Consider the following 13906-nt stretch of genomic DNA (forward strand, 5'->3'; position numbering starts at 1 on the left):
CTCAACTCCGGGCAAAAGCCTTGAACCAGTCGAGACCGTCGAGCGTGCGGCCACGCGGGCTATATTCACAACCAACGAAACCATCATATCCGAGGCGGTCGATTTCTTCGAAGAGATATGGATAGTTCAGCTCTTCGCTATCGGGTTCATGGCGGGAAGGGACGCTGGCGATCTGGACGTGGCCGATCATCGGCAACAGGCGACGGAGCGCCATGACGATGTCGCCGTGCAGGATCTGGCGGTGATAGATGTCGAATTGAAGCTTGAGGTTCGCCAGGCCGAGTTCAGCGACAAGGCGCTCGGCCGCGCCGAAGTCGTTGAGGAAGTAGCCCGGCATGTTTCGTCCGTTGATAGGCTCGATGAGCAGATCGATGGCGCTCTCGGCCAGGCGTTCGGCCGCGTAAGCGACGGAACGCCGATAAGAGGATGCGGCCTCTGCGTCGTTGCTGTCGGCGAGACCCGCCATCAGATGCAGCCGTTTAACGCCTGTCGCGGCCGCATAGTCGAGCGCCCGTTCCACGCTCGACGTCAGTTCGTCGAAGCGGCCGGGCAGCGCCGCGATGCCGCGTTCGCCGGCCGCCCAGTCGCCCGGCGGCAGATTGAACAGTGCCTGTTTGAGATCGTTGCGGGCAAGCCTTTCGGCAATAATGTCGGGCGCTGCTTCATAGGGAAACAGATACTCGACGGCGGCAAATCCGGCGTCCGCCGCCGCGTCGAAGCGGTCGAGGAACGACCATTCGTTGAACATCGTCGTCAGGTTGGCGGCGAAGGCCGGCATTGTCGCGTCCTATTCATTCTTCGAGTTGGCGCCGGGCAGCGTTGCGCCGGAAAGCTGGGCATAGAGCCGGGCGAGGGAAGAATCGTCGTCACGGCCCATGCCCGCGCCGGCGGCCGCGAGATACATCTGCAGCGCCGCCGCCGCGAGCGGCGCGGGGTAGCGCTCGGACCGGGCCATGTCCTGGACGATGCCGAGGTCCTTGACGAAGATCTCGATGGCGCTGTGGGGCGTGTAGTTGCCGGCAAGCACATGCGGCACCCGGTTTTCGAACATCCAGGAATTGCCGGCCGATGCGGTGATCACCTCGTAGACCTTGTCGAGGTCGAGCCCCTGCTTGGCGGCCAAGCTTATCGCTTCGCAGGCGGCCGCTATGTGGACGCCGGCCAGAAGCTGATTGATCATCTTGAAGGCGGCGCCGGTTCCCGCCGTATCGCCGAGTTCGTAGACCTTGGCGGCCATTGCATCGAGCGCCGGGCGGGCGCTTTCGAACGCCGCCTTCGAACCGGACGCCATGATCGTCAGTTCGCCGCTGGCGGCTTTCGCGGCACCCCCGGAAATCGGTGCGTCGAGGTAGTGGAAACCGAGGGCCTCTGCCCGCCGCGACAGGTCTCTCGCGACAGCAGGATCCATGGTCGCCGACGAGATGACCACCGCGCCGGGCTTGATCACGCCAGCGATGCCGTCTGGGCCGAACAATATCGCTTCCGTCTGTGCGCCATTCACGACGACGGAGACAATGATGTCGGCTCCGCGCGCCGCTTCGGCGGCCGTAGCCGCACCTCTTCCGCCTTCGGCAACGAAACGGTCGACCGCTGCGGGTGTGATGTCGTAGCCGACGACGTCGAGCCCTGCACGCTTCATCGACCGGGCCATGCCGAACCCCATCGAGCCGAGGCCGATCACAGCGGCGAGGACGGTACGGCCGGCATTTTCCAGCTGAGACGACATACGACATGCTCCAATCGGGGAAGAAGGCTGTGATATTTCTGTGGCCTGTTTCGGCGTCAACAATTCTTTTAGTTGGCTTTGGCAGCGCTGCCAATTTGAAATTGGTAGCGCTGCCAAAATATCTTGTTATTGAATCGAACAGGAAGTTGCGAAGCGGCGGTCGGTGAGAAAGCAGGGTTCGGACGTGAACTTGGATGCCAGGCACCAGACGATGGTGACGCTTGCGAAGGTCGCCGAAGCGGCCGGCGTCGGCGAGAGCACGGTTTCGCGCGTTCTTCGAAATCACGGTTCGTTTTCCCGCAAGACGAGGGACCGGGTGATGGAGGCGGTCGAGCGGCTCGGCTATGTGCCGAACCGGATCGCAGGCACACTGGCTTCCGCCGGGTCGCGCCTCGTCGCGCTCGTCATTCCGTCGCTCACGAACATCGTGTTTGCCGATGTGCTGCGCGGGGCGAGCGCCATATTGGAGGGAAACCAGCACCAGGCCGTTTTCTCCGTAACCGAATATGAGCCGGAGAAGGAGGAAGCGCTCGTCGCCGCAATGCTCGCCTGGCGGCCGACAGCGGTGATGTTGGCGGGCTTCGAGCACTCCGAGGGCACGGTAAAAATGCTGCGCGCGAGCGGGTGCCGCGTCGTGGAACTGCTAGATCTGGATGGTGCTGCACAGGACCTCGCGGTCGGTTTCTCCAATCGCGCGGCAGGATCCGTCTCCGCCGATTTTCTCCTAAGGCGCGGCTATCGCAAGATCGGCTATGTCGGTCACGATCTCGACCGCGACACCCGGGCGGCAAAACGCTTCGCAAGTTTCCGCGAGAGGCTCGGCGCGGCCGGCTTTCCGCTCGTCGACAGTGAAATTCACGCCGGCGCCTCGTCGGTGGAAGGCGGACGATTGGCGCTGGAGCGGCTACTCGCGAGAATGCCCGACCTCGACGCGGTCTATTTCTCGAACGACGACATGGCGCTTGGCGGCTATTTCCATTGTCTGGCGCGCGGTATTCAGGTGCCCGAACGCCTGGCACTTTTCGGCCACAACGGCCTCGACATCGGCCGGGTGACGCCGCAGCCGCTCTCGACCATCCGCACGCCCCGGGTTGCGACAGGGCGGGTGGCCGCGGAGCTCGTTGTCACGGATGCACCGGCGCAGGTCGTCGACCTCGGCTTTGAGCTGATCGAAGGGGCGACCGCCTGACAGGAAAGGGATTGTCATGTCCGAGAACCGTCTGCGTGAGGAAATCTGCCGATATGGGCGATCGCTTTTCGAGCGCGGCCTGACACCCGGCTCGTCGGGCAATATATCGCTGAGACTCGACGATGGCGGCTGGCTGGTGACGCCCACCAACGCCTCGCTCGGTTTTCTCGATCCCGCCCGAATCTCCCGGCTCGACGCGACAGGACAACTCGTCTCGGGTGACAAGCCAACCAAGGAAATTCCACTCCACTCGGCCCTTTACGAGACGCGCGGCAGCGCCCGGGCGGTCGTCCATCTGCATTCCACCTATGCGGTGGCGCTTACCATGCTGCCGGAGATCGATCCGCGCGCCGCGCTGCCGCCGATGACGCCCTATTATCTGATGCGCGCCGGTGAAACGGCCCTTGTAACCTACTATCGTCCGGGCGACCCGGCGGTTGCCGATGCGATCCGTGGACTTGCAGGCAGGTACTCATCGGTATTGCTTGCAAATCACGGCCCGGTCGTGGCCGGCGACAGCCTCGAGGCTGCGGTCTTCGCCACCGAAGAACTGGAAGAAACGGCAAAGCTCTATCTGCTGCTGCGCAACCTCAATCCGCGCTATCTCAGCCCCCAGCAGGTGGATGACCTCGCGAAAACCTTTAAGCTCGATCTTCCGTCACGCAGCGATCATGAAGGGCACGATCACGGCTGAACCTGCTGGCGAGACAGGGCGTTAGACGCGTTGGTGGGGAGGGCGTCCCCGCATTCCTTCTTCGGGAAAAGTCTTGCAATCCGCGTGCGCCGCACAAGACCTGCGTCGATTTTTGATGCGCTGCCGCGACGAACTGCCCTTGACCGCCTCCTCCTTGCGGGGGTCTATTTATATTACTGATCCGGTGGACCAACCAGTGGATCAGTTGGGAGGTGCGGCGCAGTGAATGGCAGTCCCATACTCACGCAAATGCCGAAGATCGGGCGGAGCCTCGAACGCCGCACCGCGCGTGACGTGATTGCCGACAAGCTGATGGTTCTCGTTGCGACCAACATGCTGCATCCGGGCGACGAGCTTCCGGGCGAGCGCGAACTCGCCAACGTGCTCCATGTCAGTCGCGAGACGGTGCGCGGCGCCATCCAGACGCTTGCCGCGCGCGGCATCATTGAGGTTTCCCAAGGCAGCCGCAGCCGGGTCGCCAATGTGGACCTCAGCGATGTCACTGTGACGATCGCCTCGCCGAACGCCATCGACAGCTACGATCTCGAGGCGGTTCATGCCGCGAGGCTGCATATCGAGCTGAAGGTCGTAGGTGATGCCGCCGAAAACATCGATGAGGACGCACTTGGCAAGCTGGAGAGCCTGCTCGAAGCGCAGCGACTCGGCGGGGACGATGCCATGCGGTTCCTGATCTGCGACCGTGAATTCCATGTGGCGATCTATCGGGCTTGCGGCAATCCGCTGCTCTCCGACTTCGTCACCGACCTTTACACCTACATGATGAATTACCGGCGCAGCGCCATGTCGCGACCCGGAGCCATAGACGCCAGTTACAATGATCACAGCGAGATCGTGGCGGCGCTTGCCCGGCGCGACCGCGAGGCCGTCGTCGCGGCGTTTCGCCATCATCTCATGCGAATCTACGAGACGACGAAGGAATTGCTCGTCGAGCACGGCCGAGCGGAAAAGCCGACAGGCAAGGGTGGAAAGACACGCTGAACCCGGAATGTCCCGGGCGGAATACGGAGGTTCACGCGAATGCATGTCATGGTCATAGGTGCAGCGGGAATGATCGGCCGCAAGCTGGTCGAGAAACTCGCCGCAGAGCCGGATGCCCTCGGCTACGAGATCACCCGGCTCACGTTGGTGGACGTGGTCGAGGCACCCGTACCCGCGACACTTTCCGCGACTTCGACCGCGCCGGCAGTCGATCTTTCGTCCGAGGGCGGCGCAGAACGGCTCATTGCGTCACGGCCGGACGTTATTTTTCATCTGGCGGCGATCGTTTCCGGCGAAGCCGAGGCCGATTTCGACAAAGGTTACCGCGTTAATCTCGACGGCACGCGTTCGCTGTTTGAGGCGATCCGCCACGAAAACCGCAACGGACCCTACTTCCCGCGTCTCGTCTTTGCCTCGTCGATTGCCGTCTTCGGCCAGCCTTTCCCGGAAAAGATCGGGGACGAATTTTTCACGACCCCGCTGACGAGCTACGGCACGCAGAAGGCAATTTGCGAATTGCTGCTCGCCGACTATACGCGTCGGGGCATCTTCGACGGCATCGGCATCCGTCTGCCGACCATCTGCGTCCGGCCCGGCAAGCCCAACAAGGCGGCGTCGGGCTTCTTCTCGAACATTCTGCGCGAGCCGCTGGTCGGGCAGGAGGCGGTGTTGCCGGTGGACGAGAACGTCCGTCACTGGTTCGCAAGCCCGCGTTCGGCGGTCGGTTTTTTCGTCCATGCGGCGCGCATGGACACTGCAAGCATCGGGCCGCGGCGCAACCTGACCATGCCGGGACTGTCGGCACTGGTGGGCGAGGAAATCGCCGCGCTCGGACGGGTCGCAGGCGAGAAGGCCGTGCGCCTTATCCGCCGCGAACCGGATCCGATCATCGCCTCGATCGTCTCCGGCTGGGCCACCGATTTCGATGCCCGCCGTGCAAGCGAGCTCGGCTTTACGGCGGAAAGCAATTTCGACGAGATCATCCGGATCCATATCGAGGACGAACTCGGAGGGAGGATCTGACATGGCGCAAGCGAAAAGATCGGGCGAAGGAAAGATCGCGCTCGTGACCGGCGGCGGCACCGGCGTCGGTCGCGGGATAGCCAAAGCCTTGAGCGTCGAGGGCTACAGCCTGGTCATCACCGGCCGCCGGCCTGACGTGCTGGAACGCGCGGCCGGCGAAATCGCGCGGGAGACCGGCGGCGCCGTGCGGGCCATTACTTGCGATATCGGCAACCCAGCTGAGGTCGCGGCACTGTTCGGGGCCATCCGGGATGAGTTCGGTCGGCTCGACCTGCTCGTCAACAATGCCGGCACTAATGTTCCGCCGGTTCCGTTGGAGGAGGTGACCTTCGAGCAATGGAGCGCGATCGTCGCCGCGAACCTGACGGGCGCATTCCTTTGCACACAGCACGCCTTCCGGCTGATGAAGACCCAAAACCCGCGCGGCGGACGGATTATCAACAACGGCTCCATTTCAGCGACAACACCGAGGCCGAATTCCGCCCCTTACACTGCGACGAAACACGCGATCACCGGGCTGACGAAATCCACGGCGCTCGACGGGCGGCCGCATGACATCGCCTGCGGCCAGATCGACATCGGCAACGCGGCGACCGACATGACTGAGAAAATGAGTACGGGCGTGCTGCAGGCCAATGGAGAAGTCGCGCCTGAGCCGACCATTCCCGTCGCGCACGTCGCCGAGGCCGTCGTCTACATGGCGAGCCTGCCGCTGACGGCCAATGTGCTGACCATGACCGTCATGGCGACGCAGATGCCGTTGGTCGGACGCGGATAGGAAAGTTCCAGGAGGTCGGTTGCGGACGGGCAGGGGGGACGACCGGACGCAAGCGACCAGCATGGGCAGATATTGGGAGGAACGCATATGGCAGCCGTGGACTTCGTCGATGTCAGGAAATCGTTCGGTGCCTTTCCCGTCATCAAGGGCGTAAACATCGAAATCGAGGACGGTGAGTTCGTCATTCTCGTCGGTCCTTCCGGTTGCGGAAAATCGACGCTTCTGCGGATGCTGGCGGGACTTGAAAACATCTCCGCGGGCGAAATCCGCATCGGCAACCGCGTTGTGAATTCGCTGCCGCCGAAGGACCGCGACATTGCCATGGTGTTCCAGAACTATGCGCTCTATCCGCATATGACGGTCGCCGACAACATGGCCTTCTCGCTGATGCTCGCCGGTTCGCCCAAGGCGGATATCGACAAGCGCGTCGGCGGGGCGGCGGAAATCCTTGGCCTGTCGAAGCTGCTCGACCGCTATCCGCGCCAGCTTTCCGGCGGCCAGCGCCAACGCGTGGCCATGGGCCGGGCGATCGTGCGCGACCCGCAGGTGTTCCTCTTCGACGAGCCGCTGTCGAATCTCGATGCGAAGCTGCGCGTGGCCATGCGCGCCGAGATCAAGGAACTGCACCAGCGCCTCAAGACCACCACCGTCTATGTGACGCACGACCAGATCGAAGCAATGACCATGGCCGACAAGATCGTCGTGATGCATGACGGCATCGTCGAGCAGATCGGGGCGCCGCTCGATCTCTATGACAACCCGGCCAATCTATTCGTCGCCGGCTTCATCGGCTCGCCGGCAATGAACATGCTCAAGGGCAGGCTCGATCCGGCCAGTGGCAATGCGTTCGTGACGGCGGATGGCACGGCGCTGCCGGTGGCGCGCCCGGCCGCCGCAGCCAACGGACGGGAACTCGTCTACGGGCTTCGGCCTGAATACATGGCCTTGGATCCGAACGGACTGCCCGCGGAGATCGCGGTGATAGAGCCGACCGGCTACGAGACGCAGATGATCGTGCGGCTCGGAGGCAGCGATGTCACCTGTGTTTTCCGCGAAAGAGTGGACGCGAAGCCGGGCGACACGATCCGCCTGTCGATCGATGCGGCCCATGTTCACCTGTTCGACGCCGAGAGCGGACGACGCTTGTTCGATTGATGCCGCACGGAGAGGCCGCCGAGGGAAGAGGAGCCTTCGGTAGCCGTCGCGCGGAGATGTCCGGCAGGGGCTGGGCATCATTGCCGCCGCATTCGCCAAGCGGGACGGTGAATGCCGGAAGGATGTGCTCCCGCTTTCAAGGAGGAGTATTATGCCAATAAAGAGACGTGACTTCCTCGCAGCCTCGGCTGCCCTTGCCGGCATGGCGGGTCTTTCGCCGCTCGGCATCCGCCCGTCCTTTGCGCAGACCGCCGAGCCGAACTACAAGCCGGAAGAAGGCGCTAGCCTGCGACTTCTGCGCTGGACGCCTTTCGTCAAGGGAGACGAGGATGCCTGGCTCGCCAATACCAAGAAGTTCACAGAAGCGACCGGCGTCGAAGTGCGCATCGACAAGGAAAGCTGGGAAGACATTCGTCCGAAGGCCGCGGTCGCGGCGAATGTCGGTTCCGGTCCCGACATGGTGATGTGCTGGTTCGACGATGCCCATCAATATCCGGACAAGCTCGTCGACCTGACGGAGCTCGCGAACTATCTCGGCGACAAATATGGTGGCTGGTACGACGGCCTGAAGGGCTATGCGAGCCGCGACGGCCAGTTCATCGCCATGCCGCTGACAGCGATCGGCAACGCCGTCTGCTACCGTGAGAGCCACACGAAGGCGGCGGGCTTCAGCGAATTCCCAAAGGACACGGCGGGCTTCCTCGAGCTCTGCAAGGCATTGAAAGCCAAGGGGACGCCGGCCGGATTCCCACATGGCAAGGCCGTTGGCGACGGCAACAATTATGCCCATTGGCTGCTCTGGAGTCACGGTGGCAAGATGGTCGACGAAAGCGGCAAGGTCACCATCAACAGCCCTGAGACACTGGCTGCGATCAACTACGCAAAACAGCTGTACGAGACCTTCATTCCAGGCACTGAAAGCTGGCTCGACATCAACAACAACCGCGCCTTCCTCGCAGGTCAGGTTTCGCTGACAGCCAATGGTGTTTCGCTCTATTATGCGGCGAAGAAGGATCCGGCGCTCGCTGAGCTCGCGGCCGATATCCGCACCACCAACTTCCCGATCGGTCCAGTCGGCCAGAGCGTCGAGCTCCACCAGACGAGTTCGATCCTGCTCTTCAACCACTGCAAGTATCCGGAAGCGGCCAAGGCATACATCAAGTTCATGATGGAAGCCGACCAGATGAATGCCTGGATCGAGGGATCGAGCGCCTATTGCTGCCAGGCGTTGAAGGCCTTCGCCGACAACCCGGTCTGGGCCGCCGATCCGATCCACGCGCCCTATGCGCGCGCTTCGGAAACTTTGCGTCCGAACGGCTATGCCGGGCCGCTCGGCTATGCGTCGGCCGGCGTCATGGCCGACTATGTGCTGGTCGACATGTTTGCCACGGCCGTGACCGGGCAGATGACGCCGGAGGATGCTGTCACCGAGGCGGAACGGCGGGCAAACCGTTACTATCGCGTCTAGCCAGTTTCGGGCGGCTCTTGAGCGAGCCGCCCGAAGTCCGGAATGCGCCGGCGGAACCTGTCGGCGTAAACTGCGAGATCACCCGCGGAGAAGTTCGATGCCCACCGTACCGTCCGGAAAGCCGCCGTCCTTCATGGCTTCGCTCATGCAGAACAACAACGTGCTCGGCTTCCTGTTCATGCTGCCGGCCGCCGTGTTCCTGGTCTGCTTCCTCACCTATCCGCTCGGGCTCGGCGTCTGGCTCGGATTCACCGACACGCGGATCGGCCGCGACGGCGTCTTCATCGGTCTTGAGAACTATATCTTCCTTGCCGAGGACGCGGTCTTCTGGCTTTCGGTCTTCAACACGCTGCTCTACACCTCGGTCGCTTCGATCCTGAAGTTCATCCTCGGTTTGTGGCTGGCCCTGCTGCTCAACGAAAACCTGCCGTTCAAGTCGTTCTTCCGGGCGATCGTGCTGCTTCCCTGGGTCGTTCCGACCGTGCTTTCGGCACTTGCCTTCTGGTGGATCTACGATTCGCAGTTCTCGATCATCTCCTGGTCGCTGATGGAACTCGGGCTCATCGATGGACCGATCAACTTTCTCGGCGATCCGACCAACGCGCGGATTTCGGTGATCGTCGCCAATGTCTGGCGCGGCATCCCATTTGTCGCCATCTCGCTGCTCGCCGGCCTGCAGACGATCCCCGCTTCACTGCAGGAGGCGGCCTCGCTCGACGGCGCGACCAACTGGCAGCGTTTCCGCTACGTGACCCTCCCGATGCTGACGCCGATCATCGCCGTCGTCATGACCTTCTCGGTGCTCTTCACCTTTACCGATTTCCAGCTGATTTATGTGCTGACCAAGGGCGGACCGGTGAACGCCACCCATCTTATGGCGACACTTTCCTTCCAGCGCGGCATCCCGGGCGGCCAGCTCGGCGAAGGTGCGGCGATCGCCGTCGCCATGATCCCCTTCCTGCTTGCCGCGATCATGTTTAGCTTCTTCGGTCTGCAGCGCCGCAAATGGCAGCAGGGCGGCCAGGATTAGGAGGTTTGCCTTGAACACCACCGCGAAAATCCCGGACGATACCCTTACCGACCATGCGGAGGGCATGAGCTATCTCAACCGGCTGCCGCGCCGCATCGTCTTGCTCTACCTGCCGTTGGCAGTCTTCTGCTTCGTGCTGCTGTTTCCGTTCTACTGGATGGCAATCACCGCAGTGAAGCCGAATTCGCAGCTGACCGACTACACCAATTACAGCCCGTTCTGGGTCGTCGGACCGACACTCGACCACATCAAATATCTGTTCTTCGAGACGTCCTATCCGGGCTGGCTCTGGAATACGATGCTCGTCGCCATCGGTTCCACGATGCTGTCGCTCGCCGCCTCGGTGTTCGCCGCTTACGCGATCGAGCGGGTGCGCTTTACCGGCTCGCGGCCGGTCGGGCTGATGATCTTCCTCGCCTATCTGGTGCCGCCATCGATCCTGTTCATCCCGCTCGCCTTCATCGTCTTCAAGTTCGGGATCTACGATTCCAGGCTGGCGCTGGTCTTCACCTATCCGACCTTCCTTATCCCGTTCTGCACCTGGCTGCTGATGGGCTATTTCCGCTCGATTCCGTTCGAGCTGGAAGAAAGCGCGCTGGTCGACGGCGCGACGCGCTGGCAAATCCTCGTCAAGATCATCCTGCCGCTTGCCGTGCCCGGGCTGATATCGGCGGGCATCTTCGCCTTCACGCTCTCCTGGAACGAATTCATCTATGCGCTGACATTCATCCAGTCGTCGGAGAACAAGACTGTTCCGGTCGGGGTGCTGACCGAGCTCGTTCGCGGTGACGTGTTCGAATGGGGCGCACTGATGGCGGGTGCGCTGTTCGGCTCACTGCCGGTCGTCATCCTCTACTCCTTCTTCGTTGATTATTACGTTTCGTCGATGACAGGTGCAGTGAAGGAGTAGGGGGACCGATCATACGATCACTGCCGCACGTATTATGGACGCCACGGCAAAAGCAAAATTCGCTGTCCGACGTGGATGCACATGGTGGCGGCCGTTGGTCCGGTCTGAAGGTCGGCTCCAGAGCCGCCGACAGGTCGAGGCGCACTTGATCCGGCGTCACTGACGTTCCTCGACGTTGCGGCGAACCATCTTATCCCGACCTGCGTAGCGTTGCTGAAAGACGGCGAACCACGACCGCTCTGGTCCACGAGGGCACCGGCGCCGTTATGGTCGATCGATGGCGAGGCTGACGGCCCCGCTTCTACTCGGGGCGGGTGTCACAGGCGAAAAACATGGCCCGGACAATGGCTCGATGTAGGGGGCGACCTTCGAATTCTCTCACGGCGTGATAAGCGAGCATTTTTTAGGCCTGCATTGATAGCTTAACCAGTGTTCGGGCTTGATCCCTTCGCCGCGTTGGTACGTACGAACTGTCTGTCCTAGCACTCGATCGATGATCTGCACGGAAAGATCGGTGTCGGTGATGATGGTTTGGCCATCTCAGGCCCCCTGAAGCGTTCTCATCACATCTCCCAGCGCATCCACCAGCGCGTCCGCATTCTCTCGGGAGAACACAAGGGGTGGGCGAATCTTCAGTACATTGGCGTTGGGGCCGGAGGCGCTGATGAGGATGCGGCGCTCTCGCAGGCCATTGACGATGCGCGTCGTCAGCGCTGCGTCCGGCTGCTTGGCCACCGGGTCGCCCACGATTTCAACGCCAATGAAGAAGCCAGAGCCGCGAACGTCGCCGACTGCCGGATAGGTGCCCGAAAGGTTCTTAAGTCCGTTCATCAGGTAGCGACCGACCTCCAGCGCATTCTGCTGCAGGCCTTCAATGCGGATCGTATCGAGCACGGCCTTTCCGGCCGCGGCCGCAACCGGATTTCCGCCGAACGTGTTGAAATAGCGCGCACGCGTGCCGAACTCGGCAATCACTTCCGGACGGAGGACGATTCCTGCCATTGGGTAGCCGTTACCCATCGGCTTGCCGATCGTCACCATGTCGGGCAAAACGCCATGGCGCTCGAAGCCCCACATGGCTTCGCCGGTCCGTCCGAAACCAGGCTGGACTTCGTCTGCAACAAACAGGCCGCCCGCTTCGTGTATCGCATCAACCGCAGGCTTCAGGAAGCCCTTGGGTCCATCGAAAATACCGTCGCTGGAGAAGATCGTGTCGGTGATTAGCATGGCGGGCTTGATGCCGTGACGCTTGAGATCGGTGATGGCCGCGCTCACGTCGCGGCCGAATTTTTCCATCATCTCCTCGGGGGAGTGCCGGTAGCTGTCGGGCGCCGGTACTGTGCGGACATGCGGGCCTAGTGTCACGGAATCGCCCAGTGACGGCGAGAACTCGGCTACCGCGCCCGTCAGTCCGTGATAGGCGAGCTCCGTCGCGATGATGCCGGTACCCCCGGTGACGTAACGGGCGATGCGCACGGCGAGGTCGTTCGCCTCGCTTCCCGTGCAGGTAAGCATGGCCTGGCTAAGCGCCTTGGGAAAGGTGGCCGTCAGCGTCTCCGCATAGTCGACGATGCCTTCGTGCAGGTAGCGCGTGTGCGTGTTGAGTACCGCCGTCTGCCTGGTTATCGCCTCGACTACGCGCGGATGGCAATGGCCGAGCGAGGCGACGTTGTTGTAGGCATCAAGGTATCGTTCGCCGGCCGCGTCATAAAGAAAGACGCCTTCGCCGCGCACGATATGCAGCGGCTTTTCGTAGAACAGACGGTAGGCGGGGCCGAGCACCTTTTCCCGCCGGGCGATCAGCGCCTTTTCAGTCTCGTCCAGCCGTTCGAAATCTTCGCGCGAGAAAGCATTCACCATCGACATGATTCAGTCCTCGGAAAGTTTGGGCGCGAGCTGTTTCAGCCCAGCCGGTGTCAGATCGGATATATTGCAGAGACCCCGCCAAGCGGTGGTGTGGTTGCGCATGATGTAGTCCCGGTTCGCCGGAAAGCACGCGGACCGCCATTCGGCGATGATGACGGACATCGCCAGCCGGCAGCGGGCTAGAAGCGGCAGAAGCTCGATTTCGGCGCGCTCCAGGCTGCGTGCGGAAAGAAACCCTTCGAGGAAGGCGCCCGCGCGCGCCGTCCAGTTGTCCGTCGCAAGATGATAGGAGAGGCCGACGGCGAGGTCGTTGATCAACGGCGCATGCACCATGTCGCCAAAATCGATGATCCCGACGACCTTGGTCGGTTCCGCCCGATCGAGCAGAATATTGTGCGGGTTGAAATCGTTGTGGATGATCTGCCGTCGCGTGAGCGCCATGATCGCCGGGAGAGCGCGGTCGCATTCCGCCAGAACCGCTTCGGTCCGCGCGCGGCGCTCGGGCGCGACGTAGTCGACCACGGCGGCGAGGTCCAGCGTGTGGGAGATGTCCCACATCAGCTTGCCGGCCGGCGGGTGGCCACGGTAATCCTTGAGGCCCAGCCCGAGTTCCGCCAGCGCCCGGCCGACATTACGGCTCTGTGCCTCTGTGGTCAGCGTTCGATACTGCAATTCCCCGGGCAGGTAGCTCAAAAGGCGCATGATGCGCGGGCCGTCGACGGTTGCAAGCGTGTGGCTTTGCCCGCCGTCCTTGGTGCGCACCAGCCGTGGCACGGGCACCGCGGGCGCGGCGATCTCCAGATGCAAAAGCGCGCCGTTCTGGAATTCGAGCGCCGCCGGATCTTCGGCCGCATTTGCGATCTTGAGGACGTAGTCAGTCCGATTCTCGCCGGTGAAGAGGAAGGTTTCGTCGCGCTCGCTGGAAAGCTGCTTCGCCGTTCCCGTCAGGCCGTAAATCTCGGCAACTGTAGACTCGGCGACGGCGAGTGGAGTCGCGACCCAGGTGGCCGACATGGCGTTCCTTCTCGGGGGCGGCGATTGCTGCGTCATTCTTGCTCCGTTGCGCTC

13 protein-coding genes are annotated in these 13906 nt (G+C 62.4%); 9 read left to right on the top strand and 4 right to left on the bottom strand.

Features of this window, described 5'->3' with window-relative positions:
* Nucleotide 1: 1 nt before the first annotated feature.
* Both otnI and ltnD read right to left on the bottom strand, forming a co-directional pair.
* Nucleotides 2-778, bottom strand: a complete 777-nt coding sequence (gene otnI / locus QN222_RS08345; protein ID WP_284005359.1) for a 2-oxo-tetronate isomerase — start codon at nt 776-778, stop codon at nt 2-4.
* Nucleotides 779-787: 9 nt separating this feature from the next.
* Nucleotides 788-1726, bottom strand: coding sequence for an L-threonate dehydrogenase (gene ltnD / locus QN222_RS08350; RefSeq protein WP_283962391.1), 939 nt, complete (start codon nt 1724-1726; stop codon nt 788-790).
* A 211-nt stretch (nt 1727-1937) separates the two neighbouring features.
* Between ltnD and QN222_RS08355 the strand changes: the two genes are divergently transcribed.
* The 9 genes from QN222_RS08355 to QN222_RS08395 all read left to right on the top strand — a co-directional run bounded on the left by QN222_RS08355 (nt 1938) and on the right by QN222_RS08395 (nt 10972).
* On the top strand, nt 1938-2915 hold the full coding sequence (locus QN222_RS08355) for a LacI family DNA-binding transcriptional regulator (protein ID WP_283962392.1): 978 nt from the start codon (nt 1938-1940) through the stop codon (nt 2913-2915).
* Nucleotides 2916-2931: 16 nt separating this feature from the next.
* Nucleotides 2932-3609: an aldolase gene (locus QN222_RS08360; RefSeq protein WP_283962390.1), complete on the top strand. Its 678-nt coding sequence runs from the start codon at nt 2932-2934 to the stop codon at nt 3607-3609.
* Nucleotides 3610-3831: 222 nt separating this feature from the next.
* A complete protein-coding gene (locus tag QN222_RS08365) occupies nt 3832-4608 on the top strand; it encodes a FadR/GntR family transcriptional regulator (protein WP_283962389.1) in 777 nt (258 codons plus the stop codon).
* 39 nt (nt 4609-4647) lie between these two features.
* Nucleotides 4648-5631 (top strand): D-erythronate dehydrogenase, encoded by a 984-nt coding sequence (denD, locus tag QN222_RS08370; RefSeq protein WP_180943631.1) that lies wholly within the window; start codon nt 4648-4650, stop codon nt 5629-5631.
* Between the two features lies 1 nt (nt 5632).
* Complete coding sequence (locus QN222_RS08375; RefSeq protein WP_283962388.1) at nt 5633-6409, top strand: SDR family oxidoreductase; 777 nt, start codon at nt 5633-5635, stop codon at nt 6407-6409.
* An 87-nt stretch (nt 6410-6496) separates the two neighbouring features.
* Entirely contained in the window at nt 6497-7564 is a 1068-nt protein-coding gene (locus tag QN222_RS08380) for a sn-glycerol-3-phosphate ABC transporter ATP-binding protein UgpC (protein WP_283962387.1), read from the top strand.
* Between the two features lie 151 nt (nt 7565-7715).
* Nucleotides 7716-9032: an ABC transporter substrate-binding protein gene (locus QN222_RS08385; RefSeq protein WP_283962386.1), complete on the top strand. Its 1317-nt coding sequence runs from the start codon at nt 7716-7718 to the stop codon at nt 9030-9032.
* Between the two features lie 97 nt (nt 9033-9129).
* The gene (locus QN222_RS08390) at nt 9130-10062 is read left to right on the top strand and encodes a sugar ABC transporter permease (protein WP_284005361.1); all 933 of its coding nucleotides are present in this window, start codon (nt 9130-9132) and stop codon (nt 10060-10062) included.
* 10 nt (nt 10063-10072) lie between these two features.
* Complete coding sequence (locus QN222_RS08395) at nt 10073-10972, top strand: carbohydrate ABC transporter permease (RefSeq protein ID WP_283962384.1); 900 nt, start codon at nt 10073-10075, stop codon at nt 10970-10972.
* A gap of 540 nt (nt 10973-11512) precedes the next feature.
* On the opposite strand, the gene QN222_RS08400 is transcribed toward QN222_RS08395, so the two are convergent.
* Nucleotides 11513-12838, bottom strand: coding sequence for an aspartate aminotransferase family protein (locus QN222_RS08400; protein WP_283962383.1), 1326 nt, complete (start codon nt 12836-12838; stop codon nt 11513-11515).
* Nucleotides 12839-12841: 3 nt separating this feature from the next.
* A complete protein-coding gene (locus tag QN222_RS08405) occupies nt 12842-13852 on the bottom strand; it encodes a phosphotransferase enzyme family protein (protein ID WP_283962382.1) in 1011 nt (336 codons plus the stop codon).
* Nucleotides 13853-13906 lie beyond the last annotated feature (54 nt).

Origin of the sequence: Sinorhizobium sp. 6-70 (genome assembly GCF_030124375.1) — a bacterium.
Taxonomy (GTDB): domain Bacteria; phylum Pseudomonadota; class Alphaproteobacteria; order Rhizobiales; family Rhizobiaceae; genus Sinorhizobium.

Bases quoted from the DNA above. Each gene is read 5' to 3' on its own strand.
- QN222_RS08355 (WP_283962392.1), top strand. From the start codon at position 1,938: ATGGTGACGCTTGCGAAGGTCGCCGAAGCGGCCGGCGTCGGCGAGAGC.
- QN222_RS08400 (WP_283962383.1), bottom strand. From the start codon at position 12,838: ATGTCGATGGTGAATGCTTTCTCGCGCGAAGATTTCGAACGGCTGGAC.
- QN222_RS08390 (WP_284005361.1), top strand. From the start codon at position 9,130: ATGCCCACCGTACCGTCCGGAAAGCCGCCGTCCTTCATGGCTTCGCTC.
- QN222_RS08385 (WP_283962386.1), top strand. From the start codon at position 7,716: ATGCCAATAAAGAGACGTGACTTCCTCGCAGCCTCGGCTGCCCTTGCC.
- QN222_RS08375 (WP_283962388.1), top strand. From the start codon at position 5,633: ATGGCGCAAGCGAAAAGATCGGGCGAAGGAAAGATCGCGCTCGTGACC.
- denD (WP_180943631.1), top strand. From the start codon at position 4,648: ATGCATGTCATGGTCATAGGTGCAGCGGGAATGATCGGCCGCAAGCTG.
- QN222_RS08405 (WP_283962382.1), bottom strand. From the start codon at position 13,852: ATGTCGGCCACCTGGGTCGCGACTCCACTCGCCGTCGCCGAGTCTACA.
- ltnD (WP_283962391.1), bottom strand. From the start codon at position 1,726: ATGTCGTCTCAGCTGGAAAATGCCGGCCGTACCGTCCTCGCCGCTGTG.
- QN222_RS08380 (WP_283962387.1), top strand. From the start codon at position 6,497: ATGGCAGCCGTGGACTTCGTCGATGTCAGGAAATCGTTCGGTGCCTTT.
- otnI (WP_284005359.1), bottom strand. From the start codon at position 778: ATGCCGGCCTTCGCCGCCAACCTGACGACGATGTTCAACGAATGGTCG.
- QN222_RS08360 (WP_283962390.1), top strand. From the start codon at position 2,932: ATGTCCGAGAACCGTCTGCGTGAGGAAATCTGCCGATATGGGCGATCG.